The organism is Thermostichus sp. OS-CIW-30, assembly GCF_054060215.1.
Window position 1 is genome coordinate 25,815 of sequence record NZ_JBSSCZ010000020.1, and the last position, 15,417, is coordinate 41,231.

13 protein-coding genes are annotated in these 15,417 nt (G+C 59.8%); 6 read left to right on the plus strand and 7 right to left on the minus strand.

What is annotated here, in order from left to right; translation table 11 throughout:
- Positions 1-26 precede the first annotated feature (26 nt).
- A complete protein-coding gene (locus ACVWZF_RS09620) occupies positions 27-1,157 on the minus strand; it encodes a hypothetical protein (protein WP_011432333.1) in 1,131 nt (376 codons plus the stop codon).
- Entirely contained in the window at positions 1,154-2,794 is a 1,641-nt protein-coding gene (locus ACVWZF_RS09625) for a hypothetical protein (RefSeq protein WP_457411337.1), read from the minus strand. Before ACVWZF_RS09625 ends, ACVWZF_RS09620 begins: the two co-directional genes overlap by 4 nt.
- Positions 2,795-3,061: 267 nt before the next feature.
- Here ACVWZF_RS09625 and ACVWZF_RS09630 point away from each other — a divergent pair, with 267 nt between their 5' ends.
- From ACVWZF_RS09630 to ACVWZF_RS09640, 3 genes are all read left to right on the plus strand, one after another.
- Entirely contained in the window at positions 3,062-3,463 is a 402-nt protein-coding gene (locus tag ACVWZF_RS09630; protein WP_414412749.1) for a cupin domain-containing protein, read from the plus strand.
- Between the two features lie 148 nt (positions 3,464-3,611).
- Positions 3,612-5,549, plus strand: a complete 1,938-nt coding sequence (locus tag ACVWZF_RS09635) for a cellulose biosynthesis cyclic di-GMP-binding regulatory protein BcsB (protein ID WP_457411338.1) — start codon at positions 3,612-3,614, stop codon at positions 5,547-5,549.
- 84 nt (positions 5,550-5,633) lie between these two features.
- Positions 5,634-7,928: a glycosyltransferase gene (locus ACVWZF_RS09640; RefSeq protein ID WP_457411339.1), complete on the plus strand. Its 2,295-nt coding sequence runs from the start codon at positions 5,634-5,636 to the stop codon at positions 7,926-7,928.
- 56 nt (positions 7,929-7,984) lie between these two features.
- On the opposite strand, the gene ACVWZF_RS09645 is transcribed toward ACVWZF_RS09640, so the two are convergent.
- Together ACVWZF_RS09645 and ACVWZF_RS09650 are read right to left on the minus strand one after the other, a co-directional pair.
- Positions 7,985-8,344, minus strand: coding sequence for a hypothetical protein (locus tag ACVWZF_RS09645; protein ID WP_099812809.1), 360 nt, complete (start codon positions 8,342-8,344; stop codon positions 7,985-7,987).
- Positions 8,345-8,600: 256 nt separating this feature from the next.
- Positions 8,601-10,328 (minus strand): alkaline phosphatase D family protein, encoded by a 1,728-nt coding sequence (locus tag ACVWZF_RS09650; RefSeq protein WP_457411340.1) that lies wholly within the window; start codon positions 10,326-10,328, stop codon positions 8,601-8,603.
- Between the two features lie 284 nt (positions 10,329-10,612).
- On the opposite strand from ACVWZF_RS09650, the gene clpS reads away from it, so the two are divergent.
- Together clpS and ACVWZF_RS09660 are read left to right on the plus strand one after the other, a co-directional pair.
- Complete coding sequence (clpS, locus tag ACVWZF_RS09655) at positions 10,613-10,894, plus strand: ATP-dependent Clp protease adapter ClpS (RefSeq protein WP_011432326.1); 282 nt, start codon at positions 10,613-10,615, stop codon at positions 10,892-10,894.
- Between the two features lie 15 nt (positions 10,895-10,909).
- On the plus strand, positions 10,910-11,734 hold the full coding sequence (locus ACVWZF_RS09660) for a CPBP family intramembrane glutamic endopeptidase (RefSeq protein WP_011432325.1): 825 nt from the start codon (positions 10,910-10,912) through the stop codon (positions 11,732-11,734).
- Between the two features lie 24 nt (positions 11,735-11,758).
- Here the strand turns inward: ACVWZF_RS09660 and ACVWZF_RS09665 are convergent, their stop codons facing one another.
- Together ACVWZF_RS09665 and ACVWZF_RS09670 are read right to left on the minus strand one after the other, a co-directional pair.
- Positions 11,759-13,213 (minus strand): sodium:solute symporter family protein, encoded by a 1,455-nt coding sequence (locus ACVWZF_RS09665; protein ID WP_011432324.1) that lies wholly within the window; start codon positions 13,211-13,213, stop codon positions 11,759-11,761.
- Positions 13,206-13,397, minus strand: a complete 192-nt coding sequence (locus tag ACVWZF_RS09670; RefSeq protein WP_238376882.1) for a hypothetical protein — start codon at positions 13,395-13,397, stop codon at positions 13,206-13,208. The genes ACVWZF_RS09665 and ACVWZF_RS09670 overlap by 8 nt, the downstream gene beginning before the upstream one ends.
- A 138-nt stretch (positions 13,398-13,535) precedes the next feature.
- On the opposite strand from ACVWZF_RS09670, the gene dprA reads away from it, so the two are divergent.
- Positions 13,536-14,693: a DNA-processing protein DprA gene (dprA, locus tag ACVWZF_RS09675; protein WP_011432322.1), complete on the plus strand. Its 1,158-nt coding sequence runs from the start codon at positions 13,536-13,538 to the stop codon at positions 14,691-14,693.
- Here the strand turns inward: dprA and ACVWZF_RS09680 are convergent.
- Positions 14,632-15,390, minus strand: coding sequence for an SOS response-associated peptidase (locus ACVWZF_RS09680; RefSeq protein ID WP_011432321.1), 759 nt, complete (start codon positions 15,388-15,390; stop codon positions 14,632-14,634). The genes dprA and ACVWZF_RS09680 overlap by 62 nt on opposite strands.
- Positions 15,391-15,417: the final 27 nt, after the last annotated feature.

Sequence of the window (15,417 nt, forward strand, 5' to 3'; positions counted from 1 at the left end):
AAAACCGGCTTTGGAACGACTGCTAACTATGAGGTGGCAGCCGGTAGGCCCACCTGTGCCCGGAATTGGCGAGCGGCGGTCAGCGCTCCGAAGGGATCCCCCTTATACAGGCCGTAGTGCATGAGAGAAAAGCGCCGCAGCCCCAGTTGAGACACTTCCTGCAGCCACTCCGGCTGGCTCATGAGCTGAAAGTCTGTATGGACGGTGTCGGCCCGTCCGCCGCTGGGGTGCTTGTCCTTAATCGATGGCTCGTAGTGGGCCAACATCAGGTTGGAGTGGATGGGGGAAAACAGGCGGCAACAGAGGCGGATCTGCTCCGGGTTACCGGGATCCGGGCCGTTCAACTCTGGATTAAACTCTCCGGGCCGCCGCTGGCGCATCGACTGGAAGGCGATCCCGTCCATTTGGCTCATAGTCTCGGCAAAGGGCTCCACCATGCTGCGGCCTGCCCCCTGGGAAGGGTCGTCAAAGGTGGCAATCCAGCCCCCCCAGCACAGGGCCACTTCGGCCTCTGGCAGCCGCTCTTTGATGGCCTGTCGGGCTTTGAGGACATTGCGCATCAGGGCTTGGTAGTAGAAAGCAGTGTCGGCGTTGTAGGTATCTGCTGGGATCCGCCAATAGGAAAACTCCGTGGCCAGGCTCCAATAGGTAGGGCGGCCCTGAGGATTGGCTTGGGCAATATAGCCCGCCAGCTCGGCCACGTCCTCCACAAATTGCGGGGAGATGTGATAGTCGCCGCAGGGGCGGTGGGTGTCGTCTTCCCAGGTGATGACATGCAGGGTATAGCCCCGCTCAAACCACTGCCGCAAGAGCCCAGCCTGGTGCCAGTTGCGCCAAAAGGAGAGATCTCCCTGGCGGTGATCAAAGCTGTTCAGCCAACCGCTCAGGAAATGGGGATCCCACCCCTGCGCCACTGCCGCCACCTGCGGATCCGACTCGATTTCCCAGAGGAAGCGACCGGGATCCTCGCCAATGCCCACCTGCCAGCGGGCCAGCAGCTCTGACAAGTTCATGCTTCCCGTCTCGGCATTTTCCGGGCTGCGACTCCCCTGCTGACTCAAAAACTCCTGGCCACAGCCGGCAACCCCATAGGCAGCCAGCAGCGCTCCGCCCGCTTGCAGCACCTGTCGCCGCTGCCAGGATCGTCTCCTTTTCATCTCCTCTCCTCCTGCGGTTCCTCTTGGTGTTGGCGAGCCCACAGCCGCACTTGGGGGGAGCTATAAACCTCCCTGAAGCCCGGCAGCCCCTCAAAATTGAGCTCAGGCCAAAATTGCAGGATGCGATCGGCGCTCCGCAAGGGATCCGCCAGCCCCGCTACCAAGAGGTAGTCCACCCTTTCCTGGGGATGCTGAAGGGCCAGGGCAAACTCGTACTGGTGAGGAGTAAGGAAAGAGCGGGGATCCCTTGCCCAAAAGATAGCCTCAAAGTGGATGTCGTCGTCCACCAGCACTTTTTGTCCGGGCAACAGGTGGCGATAGAGATACTGCCCAACCTGGCGCTTTTCCTGCCGCAGCCTCCGCCAGTCTTCTAGGGCTTGCCCAGCAGAGGTTACTTCATACAGGTTTTGGGCAGCTTCCAACTCGCCACTAAGGGGCACTACCCCTGCCACCAGCCGCTCCCAGAGATCCCGCTCCTCGGCCACCAGGGGCATGAGGAAACCCGGCTCTTGGCTCACCCCATAACCGGCAGTGAGGCAGTTCAACCCCAAGAGGGCAGTGATCAACAGGCGCTTAGCCCAGCCGGGGCCGGCTCCGCGACACAAGTAGGCGCCCATCAGCAAAGGCAGCGGCACCCAGAAAAGGCCAAAGCGGCTCAGCTCCCGCAAAAACAGCCCCTGCCCTAGAGAAGCCAGCAGGATGACCAGCGGCATCCCCCAGACCAGAGCCCATACCCAGCGACCCGGGCCTCGGCCCAGCAGGGATCCCAGCCCCAACAGCAGATAGGCAGGGGCCAGCACCGCCAGCCATTTCCCAGCCTCCAGCACCCCCCGCCAGCCACCCGCCTGCTGCAAGTCTTCCCGCAATTGCGGCAGCCGCAGACCGCTGCCCACCTGGTAGGTGAAAGCCCAGGGATCCCCTACCGACAGCCAATTCACATACAGCCAGCTCAGGATCAAGGCTAGGCTGACAAAGCCGGCCACCAACAGCGAGGCCCAGCGAAACCCCCAGACTTCTCGGCGAAAGGCCACCAGCAGCAGCATCCCCGCCCAGGGCAGCAGCCATCCGCTTTCCCAGCGCAGCACCATCAGGGGCCCCAGCGCCAGCCCAACGAGCAGCAGCCTCAGGGTAATAGGCAGCTCATCCCCTGCCGCCACTGACTTCCCCGCTGCTCGTTTCTCGTCAGCCAGGGGAAACAACAAGGCCATGTTTACCCCCAGCAAAAGCGAGGTGGCCGTCCAAGCGGGGCTGCGCAGCAGCATCAAGATCAAAGCCGGCTGCAGCATCATCAACAAACCCCACAGCCAGCGCCATCCCACTTCCACCGGCAAACGGCGTAACTGCCGCCACACCCAGCCCAGCACCAGAGAGCCGAAGACAGTCTGCAACAACAGCGGGGATCGTCCCAGAATGGCCGTAGCCAGCACCAGCAAGGGAGGAAAGGTGGTGCCCACAATGGGCAGGCGCGGATCCGGCCCCAAAACCGCCACGGATCCCTTGTAGCCGAGAAACTGCATCTCCAAGCTCACCCAGCCCCAGCCCTCCTTCAAACCCCACAGAAGGCTAGCCAGCAGCAGAAACAGGATCCCGGTAGACCCGAAGAGCCGCAAGAAAGCCCTGAGCTTGGTGAGAAACATGGGTTGCTTTAACGACTTCAAGAAGTTAGAAGGCAACTCATTCAACAGCGAATCAAGCCTTAAGAGTTGTCTGATGAGAACAAGTTTCAGAAAAAGTATGGGGATGGGCTGACGTGTCTGGGAACTGGACACAGGGCTAGATTAGCATTCCCTGGCCTGAGAGACTTTATCTACGAGTTTTGGCGTAGGCCAATTCAGCCATATTGTCGATGAGGAGGTCTCGGACGCTGAGAGAGAATGAGGGTGACTTTGCAAGGACATGATCTTATGTTGCAGGCTGTGCGGGACGTGAATGATGCAGCAGTTCCAGCGCTTGAGCTGGTACCCTCTCAAGCAGAAACCCGTCCTTGGGGATCCTTCTGGGTTTTGGATGAAGGCCCGATGTACAAGATCAAGCGCATCGAGGTGAAGCCTGGCCATCGGCTCAGCCTGCAGATGCACTACCACCGCAGCGAGCACTGGATCGTGGTCAGGGGCACAGCGAAGGTTACCCGTGGAGAAGAGGTGATGCTGCTGAGCTCCAACGAGTCCACCTACATTCCCCCCTGCACCAAGCACCGCCTGGAAAACCCCGGCACCCTTCCCTTGGTGTTGATCGAGGTGCAAAACGGGGAATACCTCGGGGAGGACGACATCGTGCGCTTTGAGGATGACTACGCCCGCCAGTAGAGGGATCCCCTGGGCATCCGAATCTACGGTTTGTGCGTAAAGACCCCCGAAAGCTTACAGATTTCTGCATGTTGGGCAAACTTGGGTCAGGTGGGCCAAGGGGCTTGCCTGCACTAGACAAGTGAGGGATAAGCAAGAGGGGGTCAAGGTGACGCAGAAGGCAAGGCAGTGGGCTTTGTGGGTTGCCGGTTTGCTTTGGTGTTGCGGGCCGACGGCTGTCCACGCAGCGGAAACCATCTCTCTGCAAAGGTTGGGCTACGACCGCTCGGTGCTGCTGCAGGGATCCAACCCGCGCCTGGATGTTACTGTCCCTGCCCCCCTCAACGGCCTTGACCCCGAGGCCAGCTTTGTGCAGTTGCGCCTGGATCCCTCGCCGGTGTTGAAACCTACGTCCACGGTGCGGGTGCTGATCAATGACGAGCTGGCGGGTATCTTCCTGGTGCAAGATCTGCGGCAGGAGCCGGTGGTGCGAGTGCCCATCCCCAGCTTGGCGTGGAGCGAGCGCTTCATCACCCTATCGGTGCAGCCTTTTTTGAGCATTACTGACGACATCTGTGCCGACTTGAATACCGGCAACCTGCTGCTGACGGTGGGGCGGGATAGTTTCTTTGAGCTGGTGCCCCGCGCTCCCGATGCCACAGTGGCCGGTTTTCTGGGCCGGCTGTATCCTCAGGTTACTTTGGTAGTGCCGGCCAATCCTTCCTCTGAGACGGCGGAAGCAGCTCTGTGGCTGTACAGCCTCCTTTCTCACCTGTTTCCGCAAACGCCCATCCTGTGGAGCAATCGTCCGGCGCAAGGGCCACAGGTGATCTTGGAGCCGGCGGACTTCACCCCCCACTTGCAGCATCAAATTACCCCAGAGGGATCCCGCCTGCGAGTGGCCGCCCGCCGGGAAGCTATTCTTGCTCTCTATGAAGAATGGAAGCGGGCGGGGCTGGTCAGCCGCGGCATCCAGGTGACAAGGGTGGCGGATCTGGAGAGAGCGCTCAGGGCCAACCGCCTCAGCCTGCGAGAGCTGGGGATCGTGGATCCCATGTTGCGGGGGTTTGGCAGCCAGTCTTTGGTCTTCAACTTCAACCTGTCCCAATTGGGGGGGCGGCCGCGGGATCTGGCGGCGCAACTAGACGTCATTATGAACCCGGTGGATGGCCGAGTGGGGGATCGCCTCACCGGCTACGTGTTCTTGAATGGCGTTCTGTTGCGCACCTACAACCTGACAGGCCGCACCCAGCTCAACGAAACTGTGACCCTGCCCACCCGCCTGCTGCGCCGCTTTAATCAACTGGAGCTCCGCTTTGACTATGGCGCCAGCCCCGGTAATTGCCAGGGATCCCTGACCCCGCTGACTTTGCAAGTGCGTTCCGATAGCTCTGGCCTTCTCTGGAGCGGCTACCAAGCCCCTAGCGGCGAGCTGCAGGAGATCCCGGCGGTGCTGCAGGGATCCGGACGGGTTGGGCTGGGGGATCCCCAACTGCTGCCGGCTGCCGCCTACCTGGTCGGTGCCCTCAGCCGGCTGGCTGCCCGACCCCTGCTGCCCACCCTTGAGGTTTTGCCCAAAGAGGAAGCCAACCTGGAGACGGGGAACTTTGCCTGGCAGGTGATCGTGGCCGGGCCGGAGCAGGTGGAGCTTAATAGCCCCATCCGGTTGGGATCCCAGTTTGAAATCATCAATCCCCTCAACCGGCAGGTGGCCTTGGCCGCTCAGCCTCAAGAAAACCTCGGCCTTTTGCAGTACTTTCTCCTGAAAGGTAAGCCGAACCTTTGGCTTTCCTGGTGGGGATCTGACCCGGCTTTGGCAGAGCGCCTCAGCCGCGGCCTTGCCGATCCGCGCACCCGCCTGGCCAGCCAGCTACAGGGAAACGTGCTCACCGCCTATGCCGCTGCCCCCGATCTCACCCAAGTGCAAAGCTGGGATCTCACGCCGGCAGGCTATCGAGTGCGCTACCCTGGTCGCTTCAGTTGGCAGCTTTTGTTGTGGCAATACCGCTATTGGTTAGTGCTGCTGCTGGCCCTTTTGCTGGCAGTAGGAGCCTGGAATACCTACCAACGCTTGGCCCGCCGCCCTGAGTCGCCCACCCTTTCCTAGGGGGGTTGGCAGAGGACTTCCGGTTAAACCAGACTTGAGCCAAGCAAGGACTCCGTCCCACTTGCGCGAATAGGGTTTCCAGCCATGCTCCAGTCCCTCAAATCCTCGCTTTTGCGCACGGGCTACCTTACCCGGCAGCAATTGGCTGAGGCTGAGGAGTATCGCGAAGCAGCTAGTTGCTCCTTGCCTAGGGCTCTTTGGAGCTTGCGAGTCATGCACCCGGGCAAGTTTGTCAACTTGTGTCGCCAGATTCTGGACCGGCCTAGGCTGAGAGACTGGCTGCTCAAGCACTCCCTAGATCCAGAGCTGCCTTGGCTGATTGAGCCTATTGATTTGGTGCCGGTGCGCTTTTTGCCCTGTGGTTGGCTTGACCCGCAAACTGTTGTGGTGGCCACAGAAGAGCCGGGCTTCCCCGCCATTTGGCAGTCTGTGAAACACCTGTGCCCGGAAGCAGAAAAACTCTGGGAGATCCCAGCCACTGAAAAGCAGATCCTGACGGTCATCCTTGAGCGCAAGCTGGCCGCCGAGCTGCTGGGCAGCCGTCTTACCTTAGAGCAGTGGCAGCAGGCTTTGGAGATCCGCCGCCGCACCGGCTCCAGCCTGGGGCAGGTGCTGACCCGGCTGAGCTACCTCTCCACCCCCGAGTATCTCAGCATCCTAGCCCATTTGCTGGGCTACCCCGCTGTCTCAGAACTAATGGGGACAGGGCTGCTCCACCGCGACGAGAGCCTGAGCCGGCAGTTTGATCCCGAGGTGATGATGCGCCACCTCTTCTACCCCTTGAGCTGGACGGATGAGCACACCCTTACAGTGATGGTCAATGACCCCCTGGACTGGGCGGTGGATGAGCTGCTCTACAGCTGGCGGCCAGGCTTGCGGATTGAAAAGGTGCTGGGCACCGAGCAGGATATCACGCAACTGCTCAGCCAAGACCAGGGATCCCGCTTCAGCCAAGAGGCGGTGTACAAGCTGATGGCCCGCCTGCCGGAGGAATCGGCCTCGCGGGTGTTTACTCCTTCTCAGATTGCGGTGGGCTACGGCCTGCTGCTGCTATTTCTATTGGGGTTGGCCACTGCTCCCTGGACGACTCTGACCATTTTGGTGCTGCTGATCAATCTTTTTTACGTCGCTTCGATCCTGTTCAAACTGCTGCTCAGCCTAGTGGGATCCGCCGATCGCTTCCACCAGATTACCGATGAAGAAGTGGCCGCCCTCGATGACCGCACCTTGCCCATCTACACCATCCTGGTGCCGGTCTACAAAGAGCCGGAAGTAATGCCGATTTTGATCAAGTCTCTCTCCAAGCTGGATTACCCCCATGAGCGCTTAGATGTGCTCATCTTGCTAGAAGAAAACGACCGCGCCACCATTGAGGCGGCCCGGGCTGCCAAGCCCCCCCGCTACGTGCGCCTGCTGCTGGTACCGGATAGCAAGCCCAAGACCAAACCCAAAGCCTGCAACTACGGCCTGGCCTTTGCCCGTGGCGAATATCTCACCATCTACGACGCTGAAGATATTCCTGACCCAGATCAACTCAAAAAAGCGGTCATCGCCTTCCAGAAAGGGGATCCCAGCTTGGTCTGCGTCCAGGCTGCCCTCAACTACTTCAACCGCAGCGAGAACTTCCTCACCCGCATGTTCACCCTGGAGTATTCCTATTGGTTTGATTACCTTCTGCCGGGTTTGGAAACTCTGAGAATGCCGATCCCCTTGGGTGGCACCAGCAACCACTTTCGCACTGACCGCCTGCGGGAGCTGCAGGGATGGGATCCGTTCAACGTCACTGAAGACGCCGACTTGGGCATCCGCGCCAGCCAGCACGGCTATACCGTGGGCGTGATCAACTCCACCACCTACGAAGAGGCCAACTGTGCCGTTAAAAACTGGATCCGGCAGCGCTCCCGCTGGATCAAAGGCTACATGCAAACTTGGCTGGTCCACAACCGCAACCCCCTGCGCTCCTTGCGCAAGCTGGGCCTCAAAAACTGGCTATCCTACCAATTTTTTATCGGGGGCAGCTTCTTTACCTTTCTCACCAGCCCCATCATGTGGCTGCTGTTTATTTACTGGCTGCTCACCCGCGCCCATTGGCTGCAAAACCTATTTCCCAGTTGGCTGGTTTATCTGGGCTTGTTTAACCTCCTGGTGGGCAATGCCATTGGGATTTACCTCAACTTGGTGGCCGTTTTCCGGCGAGGGTACTACGATCTGGCCTTCTATGCCCTGCTCAACCCCATCTACTGGCAACTGCACTCTATGGCAGCTTACATGGCTCTGTGGCAGCTTTTCACCAAGCCCTTCTACTGGGAAAAGACCATCCACGGCCTGAGCAAGTTTACCCACGCCAAAGTCCAGGAAGCTGCTCACAAAGCAGCCTAGGCTACTGAATCGGTTTCCCAAGCAGTGGCGACGAAGTGAGGCCAGCCAGCACCCTTCTAGAAGCTGTAGTCCGAGTCTACGATCACAGCACAACCACTGGGGTGGAGACAGCTAGCCATGATCACCTTGACAGAAAAGTTGCCCTCGTAGGGCGCCTGCACGATGGGGAAATCGTCCAACAGTTCGTCTGCAGCCACCACCTGACCGCTGGCATCGTAAAGCACCAGATCCACATCGAAGCAATCCTGGTCGCACTGCGCCCAGATGTTTTCACCTCGGTAGAAATAGCCTGTAACTACGGTCGATTGTCCATTAAGAAGCCACAAACTACGGCTCTGAGCCCAGGCGGCAGCGCCCCCGATAACTGTGGCCGCTCCTATTAAGCTTGCCACCAACCAGCCCCGCACCGAAGCCATAAGACTGCCCTCCTACTGAAAAACGGAGAAAGAATAGATTTTCTACAGGGATCCACCTCAACGCCCACACTCTAGCACCCAGATCCGTTTCTCCCGAATGATTCAGATCACGTTAAGGATCTTAAGAATCTCATGCTGAAAATCGCGAAAAAGAGTTACAAAAAAAGGGATCCCGAGTAGAGCAGGGATCCCTTAATTCTGATTGACAATCCGGCGCAGCTGGCTCATCGGTTGAGCCGACTTCTTTATTGTGGTTTTATTGTGGCAAGCTCAGTTCCCCCCTTCGCCCTAAGGGATCCGTCAAAACACTGCCGGCGGGGCCTTTGATTTGAATGGTGCAGCGGCTGCCGGACACTTCAATAACGTTGTAGTTGGGCACCGCCAGCTCCAAAAAGCGCAAGTTGCCCGTCGTTACCCCTGGGATCCCGCTCACTTGCGGATTGGTCGGGTTCACCGGTGCCAAAAAGCCGTTCACAATCCGGTAATACAGGCGGCTGGCATTGGGGATCCCCAGTTGATTGCCCAGCTCGTCAATGCTCAGGGCCGTAACGCTCCGCCCGGTGGGGCCAGTCCACACTTCCCAGATGGGGTTGCTGCTGCCGGGGTTGACCTGGCCGATGAAGCCGGCATGGTTGTTGCCGGTCAAGAACACCACGTTGCGGATGTTGTTGCTCTCGATAAAGTCAATGACTTCCTGCCGCTCCAGCCAGTAGCCTTCCCAAACATCGTTGGAGCGGAAGTAGGTCACCGTGATGGGAAACTCGCTGACGATGAACTTGTAGGTGGCGGTGGAGTTGCGCAGGCCGTTGAACAGCCACTGCTTCTGCGGATTGCCCAAGAGGGTACGGGGCGTGCGGCGCAGCAGGTTAAACAGGGCTTGTTCGGAGCCGGGTGGGCCGAAGAAAAGGGTTTCCTGTTCGGGCGTAAGACGAATGCCAGCCAGCTCCAAAAAGCGCTGCCGGGTCAGGCCGGGGGGCAAAATGGGCAAAATGGGGGTGACCGCCGCCAAATCCCGGTACTGGCGCAGATCCAGGATAAAGACTTCGGCATTGGCCCCGTAGCGGAAGCTGCGAAACAGCCGATCCCGGCTATCCACACCGGCCACATCTGTCAGGTTGGGGGTAATGGGGTTGTACTCAAAAAAAGCCTGGTAGCCCAGCACCTTGAGATCTTCCACATCGCGGGTTTGCCCGGTGGTGTCGTTCAGCTGAGTGGCCCGGCCACCGCGGGCCTTCTGGCCACTGTAGTTGTCAATCACCTCGTGATCGTCCCAGTTGACAACAAAGGAAGTCCGGCCAAACAGTTGCGCGAACTCCCGCCCGGCATAGTTGGGATCCCGCTGATCCCGATAGAGGCTGCGGTAGAACTCCAGATTGCCGATGGGATCTAACCCCAGCCAGAAGCGATCGGCGTAGACGGTATCGCCGTTAAAGGAAATGAAATCGATATCGCCGCGGCTGACTTCTGCCAGCATGGCTGCCCCAATAGGAAAGGGAGGCTCGTTGGCACAACTGATGTGTAAGAAGCGAATGGGTCGTCCATCCCCAGGAGCTGGCAGGGTGCGAAACTGGCCTACAGGGCTGGTAAACCCCTCGCTGACAAACCGGTAGAAGTAGCGCTGCGCTGGCCTCAAGCCGGTGACGACGGCGCGGGCAATGTAGTCGCCTGGCTCAGTGCGGTAGTTGCGGCCCGCCACACGGCGAGCAGTAAGCGAAACTTGTTGCGAAATGGGGTTGAACTCGGAATTCTCAGCCACCTGCAACGTCACCGCAACCGTATCTGTCGCGCTGGCCGGGATCACCCGCGTGGAAAGCACCGCCCCTTCCGAGGTGGGATCCCCGGCAAATACCCCTTGGGGAAATCCAGGCTCTCCCAGGGGGGGAATCGAGGAACTGGAGGTGCCTCCACAGGCAGCCAGGGCGGCTGCCCCACCTCCAAACATCAGCAACTGCAGGAAAAAGCGACGGGAACGCAGGGAACTCATAGGGCCCACCTCAGGGACACAGGCAAATGTAAAGGGATCCGCAACAAAGGCCAATCGCCTTTTTAGTCAAGCACTTTTGCCCCCAAGCTGAGGTTGTGGGCAGGTGAAGGTTGGGTTAGGGTTGGTTTAACGGCTCTGACCCCTGCGCCCAGGTTCCCCACGGCCTTTTCACAGAGCTTGCTGAGAAGGCTAAAATTTCATTACAGTTTTTCCTGCTTTTGCCCCATTTTTGCGGTTTTGCGTTCCTTAGACTTCTTGTTGACCCTGCCGAAGGAGGGATCGTCGTGGCTACGGAGACTCTGGTCAAGCCTTCTGTAACCCCAAAGCACATGCCCATGTACCGGGTGTTGCTGCACAACGACGATGTCAACACCATGGAGTACGTGGTGCAGGTGCTGGTGAAGGTGATCCCGGCGATGATGCCGCCGCAAGCCACTGAGATCATGCTGGAAGCCCACCACAACGGCGTTGCTGTGGTGATCGTGGTGCCGCGGGAGCACGCGGAGTTTTACTGTGAGCAGTTGCGTCAGCACGGCCTCACCAGCTCCATTGAGCCGGAACGCTAAGCAGGAGCGGTTGGGGTGGGCCTGCTGATTGCAAAACTCAAGGCTTTGCCCTTGCCGCTGCGGCTGTTGCTGTTTTTGGGGATCCCCCTCCTAGCCTGGCTGCCGTGGGTCGGGCTGGGGGGGTGGTTTTTTCCGGAAGCGCGAGCCTACCTGTGGCTGCCCCTGTATGCCTTGCTGCTGGTCTGGCTGGGGCTGTGGGGATCTGGATTTGCTGCCTATGGGCTAGATAGCAGTTGGGCCTGTCGGGGCGGGATCCTCTGGGGCCTGGGGATCGGGGTCGGGGGGCTTTTCTTGCTTTTGGGCCTGGAGGGATCCCTGGGTTGGCTGAGTTGGAGGGCGGTAGGAGGGGGATCCCTGCTGGTCTATGGGTTGCTGGGGTTGCTTTTGGGCTTGGGGGTGGCGCTGGCGGAGGAGCTGTTTTTTCGCGGCTGGCTGCTGCAGGAGATGCTGCTGGACTACGGTTGCAGCACTGCGGTGTGGGGATCCAGCTTCCTGTTTGCTATGGCCCATTTCCTGAAGCCTTTGCCTGAGATTCTCGCCACCTGGCCGCAATTTCCCGGACTGTGGCTGATGGGGCTGCTGCTGGTGCAGGCGAGGGTCTGGAACCAAAACAAGCTGGGCTTAAGCCTGGGGCTGCACGCGGGTTGGGTATGGGGCATGGTCTGGGTCAACAACTTGGCCTGGATAGACTACACCGGCAGGGTGCCCGAGTGGCTGACCGGGATCGGCGGCAACCCCTTGGCCGGGCTGATGGGCTTGCTTTTTCTAGGAGGGACTTTCGCATTTCTCAACGGCCTGGCTCAAGCTGGCTGGCTACCGGCAGACCTGGAAAAGCGTTGATTGAGCTGATCGATAAAGAATAACCTACTCTCCCCAAGGCCCTTCCTCGTAGTAGGCGGTCACCTGCTCCTTGGGCGGCTGGGTAAGCAAGCTTACGCCAATTAACACCCCACTGCCGATCACCACTGCCGGGATTACGGGTAACCAGCCCCCTGTCCAAGCCCGCGGCAACAGACCCGACAGCCAACCTAAAGTCAGGCCACTGGAGACGAGGGCCCCGGCTACAGCCCCAGCGCGGGTAGCCCGCTTCCAGTACAGACCGGCTATCAGGATTGGGAACAGCATGGCATTTCCCTGAAAGCTCCAGGTGGCGATCTCCACAATCAGCCCCGGCGGGTTAAGGGCAATGGCAAAAGAGGCCAAACCGATCCCCAGCACCACCCAGCGTCCCAATTGTTCTTCTTGGTGGGGGGAAAGCTGGCGTCTAAAGAGGGTCACTACCAGATCCCGCGTTACCAACGAGCTGGCCGTAAGGAGCTGTGAGTCTGCCGTGGACATGAGGGCGGCCAGAGCTGCTGTAATCACCACCGCTGCCACACCGCCGGGCAGAGTTTGCAACATCAGGGGCATGATCTGGTCCGCTTTCTCCAGGCCGGGAAAAGCCAGGCGGCCCCAAACCCCAAGAAGAGCTGCCGGGAAAAAGACCAGCAGAATCAGCAGCGGCCAGACTACCATCAGGGTCTTGAAGGGATGAGCACTCCTGGCCATGTAAAAGCGCTGGAAAAATTGTGGGAAAAGGGGAGTGGCCATGAAAAACAGCAGTTGATTGCCGAGTAACCCTTGCCAGCTCCAGCGTCCTTGGGGGCCGGGCAAGCTCAGCCAGGGATCCAGTTCGCTACCCGCTTCTCTCCCTAGGGAGAAAGCCACTGCAACAAAGGCCACCCCCATCCCCAGAATCAAGATGATCCCCTGCACCACGTCCGTCCAGACCACCGCCTGGGATCCGCCAAAGAGCACATACCCCAAGATCACCAGCGCCACCACCACCGCCAAGGGCCAGTAGGGGATCCCCTCCCCCAACACCGCCGCCAGGGTGCGGGCTCCGCCAATGATCTGGATGCTGATGTAGGGGGCGGTAAACATCAGGGCGCTAAGGCAGTAGAGTAGAGCCAAAAGAGGGCTGTTGAAGCGGTGGCCGAAAAACTCGGAAGGGGTGATGAAGCCAAAGTGTTGGGCTGCTAGCCATACCCGGTAGCCCACCCACAAAAACAGCCCCGAAATGAGGGCGGTGGTCACCCCCACCCCCAGGAAGATCCCTAGGCCGTGGGTATAGGCATCTGCCGGCACCCCAATGAAGGTAAAGGCACTGAGCAGCGTCGCCAGCGTCGTCAAGGTTAGAGCCAGGGATCCCAGACCCCGCCCCGCCAAAAAGTAGCTAACCGGATCCCGACCGCTGTGGCGATAGCTCCAGAAGCCGATGGCTGCCAGCAGCAGCAAGTACACCCCCACCACACCCAGACTCAAAACCGTGTTACTCATCTCCGCCTCTCGGCCAGCAAACGCGCACAATGTAGAAGTTAAGAGGTACCAACAGCAGGACAGCCAATCCCGCCAGCCAATACCAGGCCGGGATCCCCAAAAACTGGGGCTGGGCCGAGCGGGATCCCACCCAGGTCAACAGCCACAGCAGGGGATAGGCCCCCCACACCCAAGCTTGGCGCATCCGCCCAAACCGCAGCTGCCTTGATCCTTGAAGGTTACCGGCGGGATCCAACCCTGACATCTACCCATCTCCTGCTTTTTTGCCAAGCGTTCCTTTTGCCAATCATTTAAGATACAGCCACTACTGCGCAGAGCTAAATTGTCTTTTCCCCTTTCCCCTTCAGATCCTGTTGGCAAGAGGGAGCCTTCCCGTGGGCCAGGCCATGAAGAACGGGAGCGGCCCTACTGGCTAGCTTGGGCCCGCATCAAAGGGATTGGCCCCCACCGGCTCAAGCGGCTGGCGGAGTTTTTTGGATCCCTGGAGCGGGCTTGGCAAGCGGATGCCCCGGCCCTGCGGCAGGTGGAAGGCATTGGCCCCACCCTGGCCCAGGCTATTGTCTCTGCCCGTCCTGGCCTTGATCCCGAGCAGATCCTGGAGGAAACCCTCAAAGCGGGGATCCCCTTTCTCACGCCTGCAGATCCGGACTATCCGCCGCTGCTGTGGGAGGTGCCAGATCCCCCGCCCATTCTCTATGCCCTAGGAGAATGTCCCAATTGGCAACAGCCGGCTATTGCCATCGTCGGCACCCGCGCCCCTACGGCCTACGGTCGACAGTGGACCCAGAAAGTCAGCGCTGCCCTGGCGGAAGCTGGCTGTGTGGTGGTCTCGGGGCTGGCAACGGGGATCGACGGCATTGCCCACCAGGCCTGTCTGGATGCCGGCGGCAAGACGGTGGCCGTGGTGGGAACGGGGGTGGACAAAGTTTACCCAGCTCACCATCAAGCTCTCTACCGGCGCATCCTGGCCCAAGGGGCCATCCTCAGCGAATATCCCCCCGGCACGCCACCGGCCAAGGAGCATTTTCCCCAGCGCAACCGCATCATTGCCGGCCTCTGCCGCGCCACTTTGGTGATGGAGGCTCCGGAAACCTCGGGAGCGCTAATTACTGCTCACCTGGCCAACCACTACGGTCGGGAAGTGTATGCCCTGCCGGGGAACATCGACACGGCAGCAGCCCGCGGCTGCCTGCAGCTCATCCGCGACGGCGCCGGCATGATCCTGGGGATCGAGGAGCTGTTGAAAGACTTGGGCCTCCTCCAGGGATCCCCTGTGCTAAAGCAGCCCTCGTCCACTGGCCCCAGCGATCCCCAACAGCAACTGCTCTGGCAGCTGCTAGGGGAGGGCATCCTCAGCCTCGATGCCCTGGCCCAGGCTAGCCAGATGGATATTGCCACCCTTTCCAGTACCCTGCTGCTTATGGAATTGGAAGGCTGGCTGGTACAACTGCCGGGGATGCGCTACCAGCGGGCTCGCTGAGGCTGGATCCCTGCACTGCTTCTCCGATAGGAGCACGGCAAGCGGGATCCTCGTGGCGGGGGTTGTTCACATAGGTGCTGACCGGATAAGCCGCCATGGCTTCTGCTGGGTAGGGGCGGAGCAAGGGCAAAAGCAGCTTGGGATCCTGCACCTGGGGATCCAGCCAGAGGTCGTAGTCGTTTTCCGTCAAAATCACGGGCATCCGCTCGTGAAAAAGCTGCATCAGACGGTTGGCAGCGGTGTTGAGGATGGCACAGGTTTCCACCTCCACCCCCTCTGGACTGCGCCAGCGTTCCCAAATCCCGGCAAAGGCAAATACCGGTCGATCCAGCAGGTGAAACCAGTAGGGTTGTCTGCCCTTCTTGCCTGTACCCTGGTCGGCCCACTCGTAGAAGCCATCTGCCGGGATCAGGCAGCGACGACGGCGGAAAGCTTCGCGGAAAGAAGGCTTCTCGGCCACCGTTTCAGAACGAGCATTGATCAACCCGGCCTTGGCGGCTTGGCTCCAAGCGGGGATCAGGCCCCAGCGAAAATGGGTTGCCTTGCGCTGAAGGGATCCCGCCACCACCGCCAGCACCGGCTGAGAAGGAGCGATGTTATACCGGGGGACAGCTGCCCTTTCTTGGGCTGCCGCCGGCAAGCCGAAATGCTGCATCAGCACTTCTGGGGCCACTGCCAGGCTAAACCGTCCACACATGTTTGTCCCCCAGTCGCTCACCCCAAA

Excerpts from the sequence above, each read along its gene's own strand:
- ACVWZF_RS09620 (WP_011432333.1), bottom strand. The coding sequence starts at position 1,157 with ATGAAAAGGAGACGATCCTGGCAGCGGCGACAGGTGCTGCAAGCGGGC.
- ACVWZF_RS09625 (WP_457411337.1), bottom strand. The coding sequence starts at position 2,794 with ATGTTTCTCACCAAGCTCAGGGCTTTCTTGCGGCTCTTCGGGTCTACC.
- ACVWZF_RS09630 (WP_414412749.1), top strand. The coding sequence starts at position 3,062 with ATGTTGCAGGCTGTGCGGGACGTGAATGATGCAGCAGTTCCAGCGCTT.
- ACVWZF_RS09640 (WP_457411339.1), top strand. The coding sequence starts at position 5,634 with ATGCTCCAGTCCCTCAAATCCTCGCTTTTGCGCACGGGCTACCTTACC.
- ACVWZF_RS09645 (WP_099812809.1), bottom strand. The coding sequence starts at position 8,344 with ATGGCTTCGGTGCGGGGCTGGTTGGTGGCAAGCTTAATAGGAGCGGCC.
- ACVWZF_RS09650 (WP_457411340.1), bottom strand. The coding sequence starts at position 10,328 with ATGAGTTCCCTGCGTTCCCGTCGCTTTTTCCTGCAGTTGCTGATGTTT.
- ACVWZF_RS09665 (WP_011432324.1), bottom strand. The coding sequence starts at position 13,213 with ATGAGTAACACGGTTTTGAGTCTGGGTGTGGTGGGGGTGTACTTGCTG.
- ACVWZF_RS09670 (WP_238376882.1), bottom strand. The coding sequence starts at position 13,397 with ATGCGCCAAGCTTGGGTGTGGGGGGCCTATCCCCTGCTGTGGCTGTTG.
- ACVWZF_RS09680 (WP_011432321.1), bottom strand. The coding sequence starts at position 15,390 with ATGTGTGGACGGTTTAGCCTGGCAGTGGCCCCAGAAGTGCTGATGCAG.